General features: G+C 71.4%; 16 protein-coding genes. 3 read left to right on the top strand and 13 right to left on the bottom strand.

The features are described from left to right. The first annotated feature begins 1 nt into the window (after nucleotide 1). On the top strand, nucleotides 2–655 hold the full coding sequence (locus FQY83_RS14055; RefSeq protein ID WP_146388607.1) for an inorganic diphosphatase: 654 nt from the start codon (nucleotides 2–4) through the stop codon (nucleotides 653–655). Between the two features lie 353 nt (nucleotides 656–1,008). Here the strand turns inward: FQY83_RS14055 and FQY83_RS14050 are convergent, their stop codons facing one another. The 12 genes from FQY83_RS14050 to FQY83_RS13995 all read right to left on the bottom strand — a co-directional run bounded on the left by FQY83_RS14050 (nucleotide 1,009) and on the right by FQY83_RS13995 (nucleotide 15,541). Then, complete coding sequence (locus FQY83_RS14050) at nucleotides 1,009–2,349, bottom strand: sensor histidine kinase (protein WP_238333507.1); 1,341 nt, start codon at nucleotides 2,347–2,349, stop codon at nucleotides 1,009–1,011. After that, nucleotides 2,346–3,008, bottom strand: a complete 663-nt coding sequence (locus FQY83_RS14045; RefSeq protein ID WP_146388606.1) for a response regulator transcription factor — start codon at nucleotides 3,006–3,008, stop codon at nucleotides 2,346–2,348. Before FQY83_RS14045 ends, FQY83_RS14050 begins: the two co-directional genes overlap by 4 nt. Next, a complete protein-coding gene (locus tag FQY83_RS14040; RefSeq protein WP_146388605.1) occupies nucleotides 3,008–3,337 on the bottom strand; it encodes a PepSY domain-containing protein in 330 nt (109 codons plus the stop codon). Before FQY83_RS14040 ends, FQY83_RS14045 begins: the two co-directional genes overlap by 1 nt. A gap of 314 nt (nucleotides 3,338–3,651) precedes the next feature. Beyond that, nucleotides 3,652–5,106, bottom strand: coding sequence for an alkaline phosphatase D family protein (locus FQY83_RS14035; protein WP_146388604.1), 1,455 nt, complete (start codon nucleotides 5,104–5,106; stop codon nucleotides 3,652–3,654). After that, nucleotides 5,103–5,921: an inositol monophosphatase family protein gene (locus FQY83_RS14030; protein ID WP_202878204.1), complete on the bottom strand. Its 819-nt coding sequence runs from the start codon at nucleotides 5,919–5,921 to the stop codon at nucleotides 5,103–5,105. The genes FQY83_RS14035 and FQY83_RS14030 overlap by 4 nt, the downstream gene beginning before the upstream one ends. A 4-nt stretch (nucleotides 5,922–5,925) precedes the next feature. Further along, entirely contained in the window at nucleotides 5,926–7,272 is a 1,347-nt protein-coding gene (locus FQY83_RS14025) for an MFS transporter (protein WP_146388603.1), read from the bottom strand. Nucleotides 7,273–7,356: 84 nt separating this feature from the next. Beyond that, on the bottom strand, nucleotides 7,357–8,856 hold the full coding sequence (locus FQY83_RS14020) for a CoA-acylating methylmalonate-semialdehyde dehydrogenase (RefSeq protein WP_146388602.1): 1,500 nt from the start codon (nucleotides 8,854–8,856) through the stop codon (nucleotides 7,357–7,359). A 2-nt stretch (nucleotides 8,857–8,858) separates the two neighbouring features. Continuing rightward, nucleotides 8,859–9,680 carry a 5-deoxy-glucuronate isomerase gene (gene iolB, locus FQY83_RS14015; RefSeq protein WP_146388601.1) on the bottom strand — a complete coding sequence of 274 codons (822 nt, stop codon included), beginning with the start codon at nucleotides 9,678–9,680 and terminating at the stop codon, nucleotides 8,859–8,861. Beyond that, nucleotides 9,680–10,570, bottom strand: a complete 891-nt coding sequence (gene iolE / locus FQY83_RS14010) for a myo-inosose-2 dehydratase (RefSeq protein ID WP_146388600.1) — start codon at nucleotides 10,568–10,570, stop codon at nucleotides 9,680–9,682. The genes iolB and iolE overlap by 1 nt, the downstream gene beginning before the upstream one ends. Further along, entirely contained in the window at nucleotides 10,567–12,420 is a 1,854-nt protein-coding gene (gene iolD / locus FQY83_RS14005) for a 3D-(3,5/4)-trihydroxycyclohexane-1,2-dione acylhydrolase (decyclizing) (RefSeq protein WP_146388599.1), read from the bottom strand. The genes iolE and iolD overlap by 4 nt, the downstream gene beginning before the upstream one ends. A gap of 1 nt (nucleotide 12,421) precedes the next feature. Next, on the bottom strand, nucleotides 12,422–14,359 hold the full coding sequence (locus FQY83_RS14000; protein ID WP_146388598.1) for a bifunctional 5-dehydro-2-deoxygluconokinase/5-dehydro-2-deoxyphosphogluconate aldolase: 1,938 nt from the start codon (nucleotides 14,357–14,359) through the stop codon (nucleotides 12,422–12,424). 288 nt (nucleotides 14,360–14,647) lie between these two features. Then, nucleotides 14,648–15,541 (bottom strand): MurR/RpiR family transcriptional regulator, encoded by an 894-nt coding sequence (locus FQY83_RS13995; RefSeq protein ID WP_146388597.1) that lies wholly within the window; start codon nucleotides 15,539–15,541, stop codon nucleotides 14,648–14,650. A 140-nt stretch (nucleotides 15,542–15,681) separates the two neighbouring features. Between FQY83_RS13995 and iolG (FQY83_RS13990) the strand changes: the two genes are divergently transcribed. Together iolG (FQY83_RS13990) and iolG (FQY83_RS13985) are read left to right on the top strand one after the other, a co-directional pair. After that, a complete protein-coding gene (gene iolG, locus FQY83_RS13990) occupies nucleotides 15,682–16,680 on the top strand; it encodes an inositol 2-dehydrogenase (protein WP_202878203.1) in 999 nt (332 codons plus the stop codon). Beyond that, nucleotides 16,680–17,657 carry an inositol 2-dehydrogenase gene (gene iolG / locus FQY83_RS13985; protein ID WP_146388595.1) on the top strand — a complete coding sequence of 326 codons (978 nt, stop codon included), beginning with the start codon at nucleotides 16,680–16,682 and terminating at the stop codon, nucleotides 17,655–17,657. The genes iolG (FQY83_RS13990) and iolG (FQY83_RS13985) overlap by 1 nt, the downstream gene beginning before the upstream one ends. A 380-nt stretch (nucleotides 17,658–18,037) precedes the next feature. Here the strand turns inward: iolG (FQY83_RS13985) and FQY83_RS13980 are convergent, their stop codons facing one another. After that, nucleotides 18,038–19,324 (bottom strand): histidine-type phosphatase, encoded by a 1,287-nt coding sequence (locus tag FQY83_RS13980; RefSeq protein ID WP_158636517.1) that lies wholly within the window; start codon nucleotides 19,322–19,324, stop codon nucleotides 18,038–18,040. Between the last annotated feature and the right edge of the window lie 38 nt (nucleotides 19,325–19,362).

Raw genomic sequence — 19,362 nt, 5'->3', positions numbered from 1 at the left:
CATGGGCATGCGTGCACTGTCGTGCTGGTCGCTGCTGGTGGGCGCTTGCCTCGTGCAGCCGGCGTGGGCCGGCGAATCGATCCGCCACCCGTTTCACGCGGAGCAGCCGGCCTCGGCGCCGGCGGAAGTGCTGCTGGCGGTGGAGATCCCCGCCGGCAGCTTCACCAAGTACGAGATCGGCGAGGACGACGGGCTGCTCTACGTGGACCGCTTCCAGTCGATGCCGGTAGCGTATCCGGCGAACTACGGCTCGATGCCGCGCACGCTGGCGGGCGACAACGATCCTCTGGACGCGCTGGTGCTGACCCGCGCGCCGCTGCATCCGGGGACGCTGATCCGCTTCCGCCCGGTCGGCGTGCTGCGCATGGTCGACGACGGCGAGCACGACCAGAAGATCATCGGCGTGCCGACCGACAAGGTGGATCCGACCTATGCCGGCATCCGCGACCTGTCGGACCTGCCGCGGACCGAACTCGACCGCATCGAGGCGTTCTTCCGCGTCTACAAGGAGCTGCCGGCGGGGCGCAACCCGGTAGTGCTCGACGGTTTCGGCGACGCGGCGGAGGCGAGGGCGCTGATTGTCGAGGCGCTGCGGCGGTTCCAGGCGCCGGCGCGCGATGGCGGGCGGCGCGAAGTCCCGGCGGGTGTCCGTTAGGCAACCTCTGAACAACTCCGGCTGTCATTCCAAACGCAGTGAGGACTCTCGGAGAATCAAGAGCATGGATTTCTCGCTACGCTCGAAATGACACTTGTTCAGAGGTTCCTTAGTGGGCACTTGGCGCAAATGCCCGATGGCTTCATGCCTGCCCACGCACCCGGATGGAGAATCGGAAGACGCCTCAACCGCGTCCAGCGAAACAAATCCTCCGAACAAGTTCGCCTTGTCGTTCCGAACGCAGTGAGGAATCCCCGGAGGTCAAGGACAAAGATTTCTCGCTACGCTGGAAATGACATTCTTCCAAGTGCCCGGTCTCGCCGCGGATGCCTGCCTTCGCGACGCATTCCGGCTCAGCCCGCGCCCCACTCGAAGCGTACCGATGCGCCGCCCAGCGGCGACGCCGCCAGCGTCAGCCGTCCGCCCGTGGCCTCGACCAGTTCGCGCGCGATCGACAGGCCCAGGCCGGTGCCGGCCGATTCGTCCAGTCGTCCGCCGCGCGCGAGCATCTCGTCGATGCGGTCGGGCGCGAACCCCGGGCCGTCGTCCCCGATCGCGACCACCGTCCACTGCGGCCCGGCGCGCCCGCTGATGAGGACCTGCCGGCGCGCGTGCCTGGCGGCGTTCTCCAGCACCGCGCCGAGGATCTCCGACAGGTCCCCGGGCTGCACCGCCAGGCGCAGGCCGGCGGGAACGTCGACGGTGAACGCGACCTGCCCGCCGCGGTCGGTGTGCTCGATCACGGTGACCAGGCGTTCGACGACCGTGCGCACGTCGGTGTCGCCGCCGCGCGCGCCGCGGATGGTCGCCGCGCGCACGCGCGCGAGTTCGGCGTCGATGGTGCGACGGATCGCGGCGACCGCGCGATCGAGTCCGTCCGCGGCCTGCCCGGCGCCGTCCTCGCGGGCGCGACGGCTCTGCGCGGCGATCGCAGACAGCGGCGTCTTCAGCCCGTGGGCGAGGTCGGCGGCGCGATGACGCGCGAGTTCGAGGTCGCGCTCGCGCGCGTCGGCGAGCGAATTGATCGCCTCGGTCAGCGGCTGGATCTCGCGCAGGTGCGCTTCGGGCAGGCGCGCCGTCGCGCTCGCGCGCAGGCTGCCGAGGTCGCCGCGGATGCGCCGCAGCGGACGCAGGCCGAGCCGCACCTGCAGCCACGCCGCCGCCGACAGCACCAGCCACAGCGCGCCCAGGAACAGCGCCAGCTCGCGCCCGAACTCGTCGCGCGCGGCGGCCAGCGGCGCGCGGTCCTGCGCCAGCTGGACCAGCACCCTCGGGCCACCCGCATCCGGCGCCACCTGTCGTTCCACCAGCGAGATCGACTCGCCGTAGGGACCCGCGGCGTGGCGCAGGGTCCAGTCGTCGCTGGGCGCATCGGTGGACAGCGGAAGGTCGGCGTCCCAGAGCGAGCGCGAGCGCGCGGCGCCGGTTCCGGTCGAGACCTGCCAGTAGTAGCCGCCGGCCGGCGTCTGCAGCCGCGGATCCATCGGCACCGGGTCGATCGCCGGCGTGCCGTCCGGCGCCAGCGACAGCGCCGCGATCAGGCGCAGCCCGTCGCGGGTCAGCTCGTCCTCCAGCCGGCGTTCCAGGTGCCGTTCGAACAGCAGCGTCATGAACAGCCACGCCACGCACAGTGCCAGCAGGATCGCGGCCGCGGCGCCGGCCAGCAGGCGCCAGTGCAGCGAGCGCGTGATCAAGGCGGCGCGCCCGGCAGGTAGCCGAATCCGCGCCGGGTGACGATGATGTCGGCACCGAACTTGCGTCGCAGCCGCGCGACGATGGCCTCGATCGCGTTGGTGTCGCCGGCTTCCGCGGCGCCGTAGAGGTGCTCGGCGAGTTCGCCGGCGGACACCACGCGGTCGGGCGAGTGCGCGAGGTGGTCGAGCAACCGGAACTCCAACGGCGAGAGGTGCGCGGGCGCGCCGTCGAAGGTCGCGCTCATGCGCATGGTGTCCAGGCGCAGCCTGCCGACGGCGGCGACGTTGCTGACGCGGCCGGCGCCGCGGCGCATCAGTCCGCGCACGCGCGCGACGAGCTCGCCCACCTGGAACGGCTTGCCCATGTAGTCGTCGGCGCCGGCCTCGATGCCCTCGACCTTCTCGGTCCAGTCGCCGCGCGCCGACAGTACGATCACGGGGAAGGCACGGCCGGCCGAACGCCAGCGGCGCAGCACGGACAGTCCGTCCAGACCGGGCAGGCCGAGGTCGAGCACCACGGCGTCGTAGTCCTCGGTATCGCCGAGGAACCAGGCCTGCTTGCCGTCGCCAGCTTCGTCGCTCGCGATCCCCGCGGCGTCCAGCGCGCGTCGAAGGTCGGCCCGGATGTCAGGATCGTCCTCGACGATGAGGCAGCGCATCAGTCATCCTCGATCTTGCGGATCTCGCCGGTGCGGGCGTTCACGTCCACCTCGAGCACGCGGCCGTTGCCGGCGAGCACCTTCACTTCGTACTCCCAGCCGTGCTTGTCGCTGCGGTCGAGTTCGACTTCGATGATATCGCCGGGTACGCGCGCCTGCACGATCTGCAGGATGTTGCCGAGCGGCAGGATCTCGCCGCGCCTGAGCAGTTCGCGCGCCTCGACCTGGTCGTCCTTGCCCGCGTGCGCGGGCAGGGTGGCCAGGCCCGTCGCGAAACCGGCGACCAGGAGCGGAAGGAGGACGAGGCCCGAAGCGGTGGTCTTGTTCATGGCGGCATGGTGCGCGCGGTTGTCTGACAGGTGGCTGACAGCGGACGTGCGGGGCCTGCCGGCGGGCCGCGCGCGAGGATGGCGGGGATGGCCGGGTCCCCGTCGCCGGGGCTGCCGTCGTCCGGCCCGCACCGCAGTCGCCTCTCCCGCCGCGACGCAAAAAAGCCGTCATCCCCGCGAAGGCGGGGACCCAGCGTCTTTGTCTTTGCACCGGCCATAAATCGATGCGACGCCGTGTGGCGGCCGAAAGACGCTGGATCCCCGCCTTCGCGGGGATGACGGGAGCGCGTGCATGCCTGCGCCGCGGGTCGCGGCTATTCGCGGTAGTGCGGCGCATCCGGCCAGCCTTCCGGCGGATCGAAGCCGTAGTAGCCGCCGCCGCGCCTGAAGCGCTCCAGGCGGCGCAGTTCCCCGGGATCGGACTTGGCGTCCCAGGTGCGCGCGCCGTTCTTCAGGTCGTCGGGCGTCAGCACCAGCGGCTCCCAGACCGCCTCGCCGAGATCGTCGTGCAGGGTATAGGTCAGCGTCGGCACGTCGCCGGTCAGGTCGAACCGCATCAGCCCGACGTTGACCGTGCGCGTCCACACGTCGCGCACGCGGACTTCCGGCACCTGCCGCGTGTGCTTGGCGGCCGGCATCTGCGCCAGCGGCGAGGAACAGAAGTCGTAGATGTCGTAGCCGCCGCGCTGCGACCACGGGATGCAGTTGAGCTCGCCCATGTGCGAGTCGCCGGAGATGCAGACCACGCCGCCGATGCCCTCGTCGCGGATGAAGTCGAACAGCTCGTTGCGCTCGGTCATGTACACCGCCCAGGAGTCGCCGCCCTTCTCGTTCTCGGCCGAAGACCAGCCGCCGCCGATCGCGAGCACCTTGAACGGCGCCGTGCTGGCCTTGAGTCCGCGCTTGAGCCAGGCCTTTTGCTTCGCGCCGAGCATGGTCTTGCGCGCGTCGTCGGGCTTGTCGGTCGGGTCGCGGTGGTAGCGGCCGTCGAGGACGAAGAAGTCGACGCCGCCGTAGTGCTGCCTGAAGTACACACCGGGGTTGTCGCGCTCGCCGTAGGACGGGTTGGCCCAGAAGCGCCTGAAGACGCGCAGCGATGCGGACTTGAACGGACTGCGCCCGTCGGAATCGTTGTAGCCGAAGTCGTGGTCGTCCCAGGTGGCGAGCTGCGGCACCGAGCGCAGCAGCGGTTCCAGGGCCGGCACGACGCGCCCGCGGCCGTACAGGTCGGTGAGCGCGGCGGGCTGGTCGCTGTCGGCGTAGATGTTGTCGCCGAGCCAGAGGAACATGTCCGGCTCCAGCGCGCGCACGGTGTTCCAGATGCGCTGCTGCGGGTCGTACTGGATGCGGCAGCAGGAGCCGAAGGCGACCCGGAACGCGGCGTCGCCCGCCGGCGCGGTGCGCGCGCGGTGGGGCAGGAACTGGAAGCGGTCGCCCTCGCCGTCGTACTTCAGCCGATACCAGTAGCCGGTGTCCGGCTGCAGGCCTTCGGCGCGCAGGACCAGGCAGCAGTCCTCCTCCGGCGAGGCGACGGCCGAGGCCGTCTGCACGACGTGCCGGAACTCGCGGTCGGTGGCGACTTCCAGTTCGACCTCGAAGGCGCCGCTGGCGCGCACCCAGACCGAGAGGTGGTGCGGTCCCGGCGCGCCGAGCATCGGTCCCTGCAGCGCGCGCGGGTAGCCGAGCGCCGCCGCGAACGCCCTGGGCAGCGCCGCGAACAGCCCGGCCAGGCCGGCGGCGGCGAGGAATCCGCGGCGGGGCAGCATCATGTGGCGGGTTCCTCCGGGTACAGTGCGGCGTTGAGCCGGTCGATCAGCGCGGTATGGATCGCGCCGTTGCTGACGCAGACGTTGCCGGCGGCGACGTCGAGCGCGGCGCCGGTCACCGAGGTCGCGATGCCGCCGGCCTCTTCCACCAGGATCACGCCAGGCGCCATGTCCCAGGCGTTGAGCGCGCGCTCCCAGTAGGCGTCCCAGCGTCCCGCCGCGACCCAGGCCATGTCCAGCGCGCAGGCGCCGGTGCGGCGGATGCCGGCAACCTCGGCGGTGAGCAGCGCCATCTCGCGCGCGAACACCGGGTGGTCGGGCTTGTCGGCGAAGGGGATGCCGCAGGCCAGCACGCTGCGGATCAGCGACGCGCGCTCCGAGACGCGGATGCGCTGGCCGTTGAGCCACGCGCCCTTGCCCTGCTCGGCGACGAACAGTTCGTCCATCACCGGGACGTAGGTGACGCCGGCGACGATCTCGCCTTCGCGCGCCAGCGCGACGTTGACGCCCCACAGCGGACAGCCGAACAGGAAGTTGGTGGTGCCGTCCAGCGGATCGACGATCCAGCTCTGCGTGGCGTCGCCGCCGCCGGCGGCGCCGCCTTCCTCGCCGAGGAAGGCATAGGATGGGCGCGCCCGCGCCAGCAGCGCGCGCACCGTGCCTTCGGCCTCCTGGTCGGCGATCGAGACGAGGTCGGTGGGGCCGGCCTTGGTCTGCACGGTGAGTTCGGAGAGCTGCCCGTAGCGGCGCAGCAGGCCCCGGCCCGCGGCCTGCGCGGCGTCCACCATCGCCTTGAGTTCGTCGGAAGCGTCGATCACGGCATCAGTCCCTCAGTTTCGTGCGCCACAGGCTCGCGGCGAGCAGCATCGACAGCACCGATGCGCCGATCCAGAACCAGATCACCGGCCCGAAGTCGTAGACGCGGTCGCCGCCGACGAGGGTCATGCCTTCCTGGATCAGCTTGCCGGAGATGTGCTCCTGGATGCCGGCGCCGATGTAGCTGAAGATGCCGATCACCCCCATCGCCGCGCCCGCGACGCGCTTGGGCGCGATGTCGACGGCGAACAGTCCGCCGAGCGAGGTCACCAGCCCGGTCAGGCCGAGGCCGAACAGCAGCATGCCCGCGATCAGCACCGGCAGCGTGTTCGGGCCGTAGAAGAACAGCAGCAGGCCGCCGATCTCCAGGACCGCGAACAGCAGGTTGGTCGGCGGCCGCCGCGCCTTGAACACCAGGTCGGAGATGAAGCCGAACGCGACCGCGCCGGCGATGCCGGCGAGCGTGCCGATCATCAGCACCGTCCCCGCCATCGGCAGCGACAGCCCGCGCGCCTCCTGCAGGTACAGGATGCCCCAGGAGTTGATCGCGTAGCGGGTCACGTAGATCGTCGCCGCGGACAGGCACAGCACCCAGATCGCGGGGATCCTGAGGATCGACAGCTGCAGGCCCAGCACCGACTTGATGCCGGGCCTGGGCTTCTCGTCGTAGTGGTCGCCCTTCCAGTCGGCGACCGACGGCAGGCCCAGCGTGCGCGGCCGGTCCTGCAGCCACAGGTAGCAGCCGATCGCGGTGGCGATGCCGATCAGCCCGGGTCCCCAGTAGCCCCAGCGCCAGCCGAGCCAGGCCACCGCGCTGCCGACCACGAGGAAGGTGAGCCCTTCGCCGATCGAGTGCGCGGTGCTCCAGATGCCGTAGGTGCGTCCGCGCTCGCGGTTGGAGAACCACGCCGTCATCGCCACCACGCCGCCGGGCGCGCCGAAGCTCTGCACCCAGCCGTTGAGTCCCCACAGCAGCACGGCCGCCCACAGCGCGGTGGTGAAGCCCATCGCCAGGTTGCACAGCGCCGTGGCCAGGAAGGCGAAGGCGAGGAAGCGCTTCATGTTGGCGTGGTCGGCGAGGAAGCCGTTGGTTAGCTTGCCGATCGCGTAGGTGTAGAACAGCGCCGAGCCGATCATGCCCAGCTCGACCGGCGTGAACACGCCCTGGTCGATCAGCGGCTTCTTGACCACGCCCAGCGCGAGGCGGCAGGTGTAGATCAGGCCGTAGCCGAGCGTGATCGCCACCATCACCCGGAAGCGGTGGCGGCGGAACAGCCGGTCGACCGTGCCGCGGTCGCCGATCTCGGGCTTGTCCTCGCCGGTCGCGAAGAATTTCAACGGGCCTGCAGCCATGGAGCGTTCCCTCCCCGGGGATTCGGGCCGGCCTCGTGGTGCCGGCCTCGTTCTGGATCGGAGCCGCGACGGAGCCGCGACGCGCTACTGCATCGTCGGGATCACGAACGCGGCGTCGACGGACGCGCCGCCCTGCGGCCAGCGCTGGGTCACCACCTTGGTGCGGGTGTAGAAGCGCACGCCGTCCATGCCGTACTGGTTGAGGTCGGCGAAGCCCGAGCGCTTCCAGCCGCCGAAGCTGTGGTAGGCCACCGGCACCGGGATCGGCACGTTGATGCCGACCATCCCGACCTCGACGCGGTCGGCGAACTCGCGCGCGGCGTCGCCGTTGCGGGTGAAGATCGCCACGCCGTTGCCGTACTGGTGGCTCGTCGGCAGCGACAGCGCCTCCTCGAAGCTGTCCGCGCGCACGATCTGCAGCACCGGGCCGAAGATCTCCTCGCGCCAGGTCTCCATTTGCGGGGTGACGCGGTCGAACAGCGTCGGCCCGAGGAAGAAGCCGTCCTCGTGCCCGGGCAGCGAGTAGCCGCGCCCGTCGAGCACCAGCTCCGCGCCCTCGTCGACGCCGAGCTGGATGTAGCGCTCGATCCGCGCCTTGTGCGCGGCGGTGACCACCGGGCCGTACTGGGCGCCGGGATCGGTCGAGACGCCCACGCGCAGGCCGGCGACGGCGGCCAGCAGCTTTTCGCGCAGCGCTTGCGCGGTCGCTTCGCCCACCGGCACCACCACCGGCAGCGCCATGCAGCGCTCGCCGGCCGAGCCGTAGGCCGCGCCGAGGATGTCGGCGACGGCGCGGTCGAGGTCGGCGTCGGGCAGCACGATGCCGTGGTTCTTGGCGCCGCCCATGCACTGCACCCGCTTGCCGTGCGCCGCCCCCTGCGCGTAGACGTGCTGGGCGATGTCCGACGAGCCGACGAAGCTGACGGCGCGGATGTCCGGGTGGCGCAGGATCGCCTCGACCACGTCCTTGTCGCCCTGCACGACGTTGAGCACGCCCGGCGGCAGGCCGGCCTCGACCAGCAGTTCGGCCAGCCGCAGCGGCACGGACGGATCGCGCTCGGAGGGCTTGAGGATGAAGGCGTTGCCGCTGGCGATGGCAGGGCCGAACATCCACATCGGGATCATCGCCGGGAAGTTGAACGGGGTGATGCCGGCGACCACGCCCAGCGGCTGGCGCATCGAGTAGACGTCGATGCCGGGGCCGGCGTCCTGGGTGTACTCGCCCTTGAGCAGGTGCGGGATGCCGCAGGAGAACTCGATCACCTCCAGCCCGCGCTGGATGTCGCCGCGCGCGTCCGACAGCACCTTGCCGTGCTCGGACGAGAGCAGGTGCGCCAGTTCGTCCATATGCGCTTCGAGCAGGCGCTTGAACTCGAACATCACTCGCGCGCGGCGCTGCGGGTTGACCTTCGCCCAGGCGGGCTGCGCGGCCGCGGCGCTGGCGACGGCGCGGCCGAGTTCTTCCGCCGCGGCGAGCGCGACCTGCGCCTGCACGCGGCCGGTGTTGGGGTCGTACACGTCGCCGTGGCGCCCCGAGGCGCCGGCGACGATCCGTCCGTCGATGAAGTGTCCGATGCTGCGCATGTTCAGGCTTCCGGTGATGGGGGCGGTGCGACGATCCAGGCGTGGTCGGGATCGTTGCGGAACAGCCAGCGCCGCTCGGGCCCGGCCATGACGTTGAGGTAGTAGAGGTCGTAGCCGTGCGCGGCGCCGACCGGGTGGTAGCCGCGCGGCACCAGCACCACGTCGCCGTCCTCGACCGCGATCGCCTCGTCGAGCGAGCGGTCGGCGCTGTAGACGCGCTGGAAGGCGAAACCCTGCGGCGGCGAGACGCGGTGGTAATAGGTCTCCTCGAGCACGGTTTCCTCGCCCGGCATCGCGGCGTCGTGCTTGTGCGGCGGGTAGCTGGACCAGTGGCCGGCGGGCGTCACCACTTCCACCACCAGCAAAGCGTCGGCAGGCTGCGTTTCCGGAAGGATGTTGCGTACGTGGCGGGTGTTGGTGCCGCTGCCGCGGACCTCGCGCGACATGTCGGCCTCGGCGATCAGGCGCGGCGCACCCTGTCCGGTACCCGGCGCGGTGCAGACCGCGAGTTCCACGTCGCCGCGGGCGAGCACCGACCATTGCACGCCGGCGGGCACGTACGCCGCGCCCGGCGCGCGATCCTCGAACGGCGACACGCGGCCGCCGACGTCGTCGAAGCGCTCGCCGCCGGCGAGGATGTCCGCGCTGCCGGACACCAGCACGAGGCAGGCTTCGCGGCCGGCGTCGCCGCCGTCGTGGCGCTGGCCATCGGCGAGTTTCACGACCTTGAAGCCGACGTGCGACCAGCCCGCGCTCTCCGGCGTCACCGACAGCACGGTGCCGTCGGCGGCCGGCGTCCGCGGACGGATGCGCAGCCGCGACATCACGCCAGTCCCGCGGCTGCGGCTTCGCGCTGCAGCGTGCGCAGGCCGAGCTCCGCGTACGGCTTCGGCGGCGCGATCGCGGGATCCTGCTCGGCCTCGATCACGATCCAGCCGCCGTAGCCGATGTCGACCAGGGCGCGCATCACCGCGCCGTAGTCGATGCCGCCGTCGCCGGGCACGGTGAACATGCCGCCGAGCACGCCGTCGAGGAAGCTGGCGCCGCCGTCGCGCAGCCTGCGCCAGGCCTCGTCACGGAAATCCTTGCAGTGCACGTGCGCGATGCGCGCAGGATGCTCGCGGATCACCTCGAGGTAGTCGACGCCGCCGAGCGCGGCGTGGCCGGTGTCGAGGGTGAAACCGACCGACGGCCCGGTATGGCGGATGAAGGCGTCCATGTCGGCCGCGCGTTCGACCACGGTGCCGAGGTGGTGGTGGTAGGCGAACTTCAGGCCCTGCGACCGGATGTAGTCGGCCACCTGCGTCATGCGTTCGCCGAAGCGCGCCCAGTCGCCGGCGGCGAGCAGCGGCGTGCCGGTCAGCGGCACGCCGCGGTCGCCGTGCACGGCGTTGCTGGTCTCGGCGAACACGAACACGGTGCTGCCCATCGCCTTGAGCAGTCGAAGATGCGGCTGCAGCGCGGCGATCTCGGCGTCGGCGTCCTGCGCCAGCAGCGAGCCGCTGTACCAGCCGCCGATCAGGTCGAGGCCGTAGCCGTCGAGCAGGGGCTTGAGCGCGGCCGCGTCGCGCGGGAACTTGCCGCCGAGCTCGACGCCTTCGAAGCCGACGTCGCGGATGTCGGCGAGGATGCTTTCCAGCGGCGTGTCGCCGCCGAGCTCGGGCATGTCGTCGTTGGCCCAGGCGATCGGGCTGACGCCGAATCGTATCGTCATGACAGGTCTCTCTTCATGCGCACGCGCTGCTCGTAGTCGCGGCGCGCGGCGTTCACTTCGGGACGGTCGGAGACTTCCGGGACGGCGACGTCCCACCACCAGCCCCCGGCTTCGGTGGTCTTCAGCGGATCGGTGTCGATGACGACCACGGTGCTGCGGTCGGCGCCTCGCGCGCGCGCCAGCGCCTCGCGCAGCTCGCCCAGGTTCGCGACCTTCTCGGCATGCGCGCCGAGGCTGCGCGCGTGCGCGGCGAAGTCGATGTCGGGCAGCGCCTGGTGGCGCGCGTCGGCCAGCAGGTTGTTGAAGCCCGGGCTGCCGGTCGCCTGCTGCAGGCGGTTGATGCAGCCGAAGCCGCGGTTGTCGAGCAGCACCACGACCAGCTTCAGGCCGAGCATCACCGAGCCGGCGAGCTCGGAGTTCATCATCAGGTAGCTGCCGTCGCCGACCATCACCACCACCTCGCGCCCCGGCGCGGCCAGCTTGACGCCGAGTCCGCCGGCGATCTCGTAGCCCATGCACGAGTAGCCGTACTCGAGGTGGTAGCCGTCGCTGCGCGCGGTGCGCCACAGCTTGTGCAGCTCGCCCGGCAGGCCGCCCGCGGCGCAGACCACGATGGCGTCGTCGTCGAACGAGGCCTGCACCGCGCCGATGACCTGCGCGTCGCTGGGCAGGGTGGTGGCGTCGTCGCCGCGGGTGGCGTGATCGACGGCCGCGTGCCAGGCGGCGACGGCGTCGCGGTCGATCGCCGGCTCCGGCGCGCGCCAGTCCGCGAGCGCGGCGTCCAGCGCCTCGAGCGTCGCGCGCGCGTCGCCGACCACCGGCGCCGCGCCGTGCTTGTGCGCGTCGAACGCCTGCACGTTCACCTGGAACAGGCGGCAGTCCGGGAACAGGCTGCGCGAGCCGCTGGTGAAGTCCTGCAGCCGCGTGCCGATGCCGACGACGACGTCCGCCGCGTTCGCCGCGACGTTGGCGGCGCTGGAGCCGGTGACACCGATCGAACCGAGGGCGTTGGGATGGTTCCACGGCAATGCGCCCTTGCCGGCCTGGGTTTCGGCCACCGCCAGCCCGGTGCGCGCGGCGAACGCGGCGAGCGCATCCTCCGCGCCGCTGTAGAGCACGCCGCCGCCGGCGACCAGCAGCGGGCGTTCGGCGTGGCGCAGGGCATCGGCGAGCGCATCGAGTTCGCGCGGGTCCGCGCCCTGCCTGCGCGGGTGCCAGAGCCGGCGCGAGAAGAAATCCGCCGGGTAGTCGAACGCCTCGGCCTGCACGTCCTGGCAGAACGCCAGCGTCACCGGACCGCAGCTGGCCGGGTCGAGCATGGTCGCCAGCGCCCTGGGCAGCGAGTCGAGGATCTGTTCGGGCCGGGTGATGCGGTCGAACCAGCGCGACACCGGGCGGAAGCAGTCGTTCGCCGAGACCGTGCCGTCGCCGAAATCCTCGACCTGCTGCAGCACCGGGTCGGGGCGGCGGCTGGCGTAGACGTCGCCCGGCAGCAGCAGGACCGGCAGCCGGTTGACGTGCGCCAGCGCGGCCGCGGTCAGCATGTTGGTCGCGCCGGGCCCGATGGACGTGGTGCAGGCCATCGCGCGGCGCCGCCGCATCTGCTTGGCGTAGGCGATGGCGGCGTGCGCCATGCCCTGTTCGTTGTGCGCGCGGAAGGTCGGCAGCGCGTCGCCGGCGGCGTGGAGCGCCTCGCCGATGGCGGCGACGTTGCCGTGCCCGAAGATCGCCCAGACGCCGGCGAAGTAGGGTGCCTGTTCGCCGTCGACGACGACGTGCTGGGCCGCCAGCCAGAGCACGGTGGCCTGTGCGGCGGTCAGTCGGAGGGTGTGGCCGGGATGCGTGTCCATGTCAGGCAGTCTCGCGGATCGCCTGCGTTTGCGCCCGCTGCTTCGCATCACGCCAGGCCTCGACGAGGATGGCGAAGCGGCGCGCGAGGTCGTCGATGGCGGCCTCGTCGTCGATGGTGCCGGCGAACCATTGCTCCGCCGCGTCGGCGAAGATCGTGCGCCCGACGGCGAAGCCCTTGACGATCGGCGCCTGCGCCGCGGCGGCGAACGAGGCGATCAGCTCGTCCTGCGGCGCGGACAGGCCGAGCAGCACCACGCCGCGGCAGTGCGGATCGTTGCGGACGATGGCGTCCTCGATGCCGCGCCAGGCGCCGGCGCGGTCGTCGGGCTCGAGTTTCCACCAGTCGGGACGGATGCCGAGTGCGTAGAGCCGCTCGATCGCGCGCGCGGCGGTATCCTCGGCGACTTCGCCGCCGCGCGAGGCGATGATCTCGACCAGCAGCTCGTGGCGGGTCTTGCGCGCGGCGTCCTGCAGGCGCAGCAGCTGGCGCTCCTGGCGTTCGCGCAGCTCCTGCGGGTCGTCGGGATGGTAGAGCGCCAGGCACTTGACCACGTGGTTCGCCGGCCAGGTCGCCAGTTCGGTCGCGACGTCGGCGGACGACTCGAACTCGAGCGGGCGCGAGCCCGGCAGTTCGATCGGGCGCCCGATCCAGTACGGATACGCGGCGGCGGCCTCGAGCGCGCGCATGCCGAAGCGGCCGTCGAGCAGCACGCCGAAGCCCGGGTCGCCCGCCGCCACCCTGTCCACCGCGCGCAGCGCCAGCGACTTGAACCCGGCGATCCGCTCCGGCGCCGCGCCGGTGCGTTCGCACAGTGCCTCGAACTGGCTGCGGTGGTCCATCGCCAGCACGGTCAGCGACGGATATCCGGTCGCGCGCGTGGTGGCCCAGTGCAGATGTTCCAGCGCGGCGTCCTCGCGCAGCCGGAACGGGCGCGCCTCGTCGCGCAGGAACGCCTGCAGCTCTTCCCAGGTCGGCATCGCGGGCGAGCAGCCGTGGCGCGAGACGACGATGGCGCCGCAGGCGTTGGCCCATTCGCAGCATTCGGCCAGCGGCGCCCCGCGCAGCCAGCCGCGCAGGAACCCGGCCATGAACGCGTCGCCGGCGCCGAGCACGTTGAACACCTCCACCGCGAAGCCGCGGCCGACGACGCCCTGGTCGAGGCTGTCGGGGATCGCGTCCGCGAACGCCGAGCAACCCTGCGCGCCGCGCTTGCACACCAGCAGGGCGGGGGTCCGCTCGCGGATCGCGCGCAGCGCGTCGATGGTGTCGGTGCTGCCGCCGAGGATGTGCACTTCCTCCTCGGTGCCGACGATCAGGTCGCACAACGGCAGCACTTGCTGCAGCCGCGCGGTCACGGCCGCGTCGGCGACGAAGCGGTTCTCGCCCGCGTCCTTCCCGGCCAGGCCCCAGAGCACCGGGCGGTAGTCGATGTCGAACACCACCTTGCCGCCCGCCGCGCGCGCGAGCCGGCAGGCTTCCATGGACGCGGCGAACACGCCCGGCTGCGACAGGTGGGTGCCGTTGATCAGCACCGCGCGGGCGGACGCGACGAAGGCCGGGTCGATGTCGCCGGCCTCCAGCGCCATGTCCGCGCAGTTCTCGCGGTAGAAGACCAGCGGGAAGGTGTCGGGGTCGCGGATGCCGAGGAACGCCAGCGCGGTCAGGCGCGCGGGGTCGGCGACCACCCCGCGGGTGTCGACGCCCTCGCGGGCCAGCTGTTCGCGGATGAAGCGCCCGAAATGATCCTCGCCGACGCGGGTCAGCAGGCCGGCGTCGAGGCCGAGCCGCGACGCGCCGACCGCGGTGTTGGTGGGGCTGCCGCCGATGTACTTGGCGAAGGACAGCATGTCCTCCAGCCGGCCGCCGGTCTGTTCGCCATACAGGTCGACGCAGGAACGCCCGACCGCGATCAGATCCAGACCATCCGCCTTCGCCATCGCCGACGCTCCTCCCGCCGGGTGGTACGGCCCGGGTTTGTAAAATCTATTCTATTTTTATGGAATGAGCAAGATTTGTTTCATTTCAGTCCCGGGCGGCCTCCCGCGCGGCCTCCGGGGACGCCGCCGCGCCGGCGGCTCCGGTCTTCGCCGGAACCCGTCGCCGTCGTGCCGGAACCCAACCGGTCGCGCCAGGACCCATCCCCTGTCATTTCGACCGCAGGGAGAAATCTCGTTCCCCTGCGCCGGACAGGAGATTTCTCCCTGCGGTCGAAATGACAGTTCCCGCTATTTCCTGGCCGGCCGCCGCTTCGCGCCCAGCGCGGAGGCGTTGCGGGTCGCGGTGGCGGAGGAGAACGCGTAGGAGATCACCAGCGCCTGCGCCAGGCACATCGAGGTGGAGAGCGAGCGGAACTTGCGGATCTCCGCCTCCTTGACCTGCAGCACCAGCGTGGCCGGCTTGGCGACCGGGCTGACCGGGCTGTCGCTGATCGACAGCACCTTGCACTGGTTGTCGACCGCCGCGTCGATCAGGTGCACCGCCTCCTCGGCGTAGGGCTGGTAGCTCACCACCAGCAGCAGGTCGTCGCGGGTGATGCCGTGGATCTGCTGCCGGGTCATGCCGCCGACGCTGTCGATGAACACCGTCTTCTTGTCCACCTGGTGCAGCGAATAGGCCAGGTACGCGGCCACCGGGAACGAGCGCCGGAAGCCGGCGACGAACACGGTGCTGGCCTGGGCGATCAGCTTCACCGCCTCGGTCAGCTGCTTCTTGTCGATCGCGTCGCCCAGGTGCTTGAGGGCCAGCACGTTGCCTTCGACGAACTCCGCCAGCACCTGCGCCGGGTCGCTGACGCCCTTGCCGTCGACGGCCTTGCTGAACTCGCGGATGCGCTCGCCGTAGCCGAGCGAGGCGTTGGCCGACAGCAGGCCGTCGCGCAGCACCCGCTGCATCTGCGTGGCGCCGTCGAAGCCGAAGGACTTGGCGAAGCGCACGATCGCCGACGGCTGCACGCCGCAGCGCCCGGACAGCACCGCCAGGGTCTCCAGCGCCACCGCGTTGGGCTCGTCGAGGACGTAGCGCGCGATCTGCTTGAGGCGTTTGCTCAGGCCGTCGTAGCGGGCGAGGATCGCGGCACGCAGTTCCTCGGCGCTGGCCGGCGGGGTGGTCGGTTCGGACATGGCGTGCCTCGGTTGTCGGTTCGTCCCTGGACTGCGGCAGTGTCCTGCAAAAAATGGAACGCGACCAGATTTCTGGAAATTCTATTGCTTTTTATTATGGAAATAATATTCTAATCGTATCGGGCGAAGGGGAAGGGCGCGTGACGCGGATCGACGTGGTGCTGATCGGGGCCGGCCGCATGGGCCAGGTGCATGGACCCAACGCCGCGCGCACGCCGGGCCTGCGCCTGCGCTACGTGGTCGATCCCCGGCCCGGGGCCGCGCGGGCGATGGCGGACGCGACCGGCGCGGAGGTCGCGACGCTGGCGCAGGCGCTGGCCGATCCCGACGTGGGCGGCGTGCTGGTGTGCAGTTCGACCGACCAGCACCTGGACAACGCGCTGCAGGCGGTGGAGGCCGGCAAGGCGGTGTTCTGCGAGAAGCCGATCGACCTCGACCTGGGCAAGGTCCTGGCCGCGCAGCCGCGCTTCGAGGGCGCGCGCTTCCTGCTCGGCTTCAACCGCCGCCACGACCCGCACTTCCTCGCGCTCAAGCGCCGGCTCGACGCGGGCGCGATCGGGGCGCTGGAAAGCCTGCACATCGTCAACCACGATCCGGCCGCGCCCGCGCCGCACTTCATCCCCACCAGCGGCGGGCTGTTCAAGGACTTCACCATCCACGACCTCGACATGGCGCGCTGGCTGCTGGGCGAGGAGCCGGTCGAGGTGTTCGCGACCGCGAGCTGCCTGGTCGACCCGGAGATCGGCCGGCTGGGCGACGTCGACACCGCGCGCACGGTGCTCAGGACCGCGTCGGGCAGGCTGTGCGTGATCTCCAACACCCGCCGCAGCGGCTACGGCTACGACCAGCGCATCGAGGCCTTCGGCGCGGCGGGCATGGCCGCCGCGGGCAACGTGTCGCGCGATACCGTGCAGGCCTTCGACGAGGCCGGCGCGACCGCGGCGCCGATCGCGTACGCGTTCCCGGAGCGCTACGCCGACTCCTATCGCGCGCAGATCGCGCACTTCGCCGAGGTCGCGCACGGGCGCGCGCAGCCGGCAACCGGCTATGCCGACGGCATCGCCGCGCTGGCCCTGGCCGAGGCCTGCCAGCGCTCGATGCGCGAAGGCCGTCCCATCCGCCTGCAGGAGAACCGCTGATGCACAAGGTCGCACTGATCGGAGCCGGCCGCATCGGCCGCATCCACGCCCGCAACGCGGCGCTGCACCCGCGGCTGCGGCTCGCCGCCATCGTCGATCCGGTGGAAGCGTCGGCGGCCGCGCTCGCGGACGAATGGAGCGCGCCGGTGGGCTCGCTCGACCAGGTGCTGGCCGACCCGGCGATCGCCGGCGTCATCGTCGCCAGTTCCACCGACACCCACCTGGACTACAGCATCCGCGCGGCCGGCGCCGGCAAGGCGGTGTTCTGCGAGAAACCCATCGACCAGGACCTGCAGCGCGCGCGCGGCGCCGCCGGCGCACTGCGCGACGCGCGCCTGCTGCTGGCCTTCAACCGCCGCTTCGACCCCAACTTCCAGGCGCTGAAGGCGCGGCTCGACGACGGCTCCGTCGGCACGATCGAATCGCTGCAGATCACCTCGAACGATCCGGCGCCGCCGCCGCCGTCCTACGTCGCCGTCTCCGGCGGCCTGTTCAAGGACATGGCGATCCACGATTTCGACATGGCGCGCTGGCTGCTGGGCGAGGAGATCGAAGCGGTCTGGGCGGCGGGCAGCTGCCTGGTCGACCCGGAGATCGGCCGGCTGGGCGACGTCGACACCGCGCGCACGGTGCTCAGGACGGCATCGGGGCGGCTGTGCGTGATCGCCAACACCCGCCGCAGCGGCTACGGCTACGACCAGCGCATCGAGGCCTACGCCTCGCGCGGCATGGTGCGCGCGGACAACGTGCTCGAAAGCACGGTGCAGGTGTTCAACGAGGGCGGGGCGGCCGGCGACCGGCTGCAGAACTTCTTCCTCGACCGCTATGCCGAGGCCTACCGGCGCGAGATGGACCACTTCGCCGACATCCTCGATGGCGCGGCGCCCCTGGTCGGCTACGCCGACGGCGTCGCCGCGCTGGCGCTGGCGGAGGCGGCGACGCTGTCGGCGAAGCGCGGCGAGGTGGTGAGGCCCTAGGCGGCTGCGCCCGGGTCGCGCGGATCGATGCCCGCCCCGTACGGGGGCCTCGAAAAACCTCAGTGATCCCGGCGAAGGAGGGGGTCAGCGTCTCCAATTCATTGAAGATCAAAGACGCTGGGTTCCCGCGTTCGCGGGAATGACGGGAAGAAGCGGGTTTTTCGAGGTTCCCGTACGGGGAGCGGACAAGACGAAGGCTGTCGTCCCGCAAAACCAAGGCTGTCGTCCCGAGCGTCGCGAGGGATCTGCTTGTGCGCATTCAGTGCCGTCCACAAGCGGATCCCTCGCGACGCTCGGGATGACGGTTTGCCGGGTGTCCGCTGCGCCGGGAACGGCTGCCGGTCGGCAGCAAGGGAATTCCGGCGCGGTGCCGGCGCCGCTCAGGCGCCGGGGGCGACGAGTTTCGATTCCACCAGCGCCTCGAAATCGGGCAGCCGGCAGGGCGCGTCGCAGCCGGGGATCGGCAGGTACTCGAAGTAGGGCGGGTTGTCGTCGCCCAGCGGCTGCAGTTCGCGCACCTGGTCCATCGTCTGCGAGCGGTAGAAGGCGCGCACGAGGCGTTCGCCGTCGGGCGCCTGGAACAGCGCGAAGCCCAGGGCGCCGCCGGGCGGCGGATCGTCCTCGGGATAGCCGGGGACCTGCCAGTGCAGGTCGAGCAGGCCGCCGAGGTCGGCGATGTTGGTGTCGTGCCCGGTCAGCAGGGTGAGCCGGGCGCCGTCGCGCAGCGATGCGAGCATCCTCGCCGCCAGCGGCGAGGCCGCATGCGCGGCGACGTAGGGCGCGCGGCCTTCGAACCTGAACTTGATCCGGTGGAATTCGAGCAGTTCCCCGATCTCGTCGCGCGACAGACGGCCCCAGGCGACCTGCTCCATCGGGAAGCCTTCCAGGTATTCGAGCAGGAAGGTCTGGCTGATCGTGGAGGCGGTGCCCAGCAGCGCGCCCACCTTGGGGCGTCCGCCGCCGCCCTGTTCGAACTTCGCCGGCAGTGCGTCGAGGCCGCATTGCTTCGATGCCGGCCGCGGGCCGGCTTCGCAGAAGGTCGGGGAACAGCAGCCGAGCGCGCGCTCGAGCAGGCCGAACAGCGGCGCGTTCTCCGCGACCAGCGCCGCTTCGCCGCCAGGCGGCAGCATCTCGCGCGCCTGCGCCATCGCCTGCTGCGGATCCATGCGCGCGGCGCCGCTGTCGAGCGGGTGGAACTCGATGTCCGCCTCGGCGTTCGCGGGGAACGCGATCTCGATGCTGCACGCCGGGAACAGGCCTTCGGCCATCGCCCGCGCCGTGTCCTGGGCGCGCGATTTCGCGCTCGCGGCGATTTCGATGTCGGCCGACCAGGGGCAGCCTTCCTCGGGCAGCAGTCCCTCCTCGATCCAGCGGCGACGGTCCCAGTGGCCGAGCAGGGCCACGGCGCGGTAGCCGTGCGCGGTCAGCTCGCCGTAGTCGGTGGACCATTCGGGCCAGGGCTGGTCGTGGGTGCCTTTCGGCGAGACCGGCGCCTTCGTCGGCGGACGCACGCCGTGGCGCATCAGCATGACCACGCGTTCGAGCTTCGGTTCGGCCGCTTCCGGTGTCGCCACCGGTTCGTCGGCATGGCCGGCGCACGACGCGGCGGCCAGCAGCCAGGGGACGAGGACGAGGGCGGGGATCCGCGACGGCGGCGGCAATGGCATGGGGGGACTCCCTGGAAAAAAGACGGCGCCGCGGGGGA

The organism is Luteimonas marina (assembly GCF_007859325.1).
GTDB lineage: Bacteria > Pseudomonadota > Gammaproteobacteria > Xanthomonadales > Xanthomonadaceae > Luteimonas > Luteimonas marina.
The sequence above is the reverse complement of the archived record's forward strand: the minus strand, read 5'-3'. Positions and strand labels throughout refer to the sequence as shown.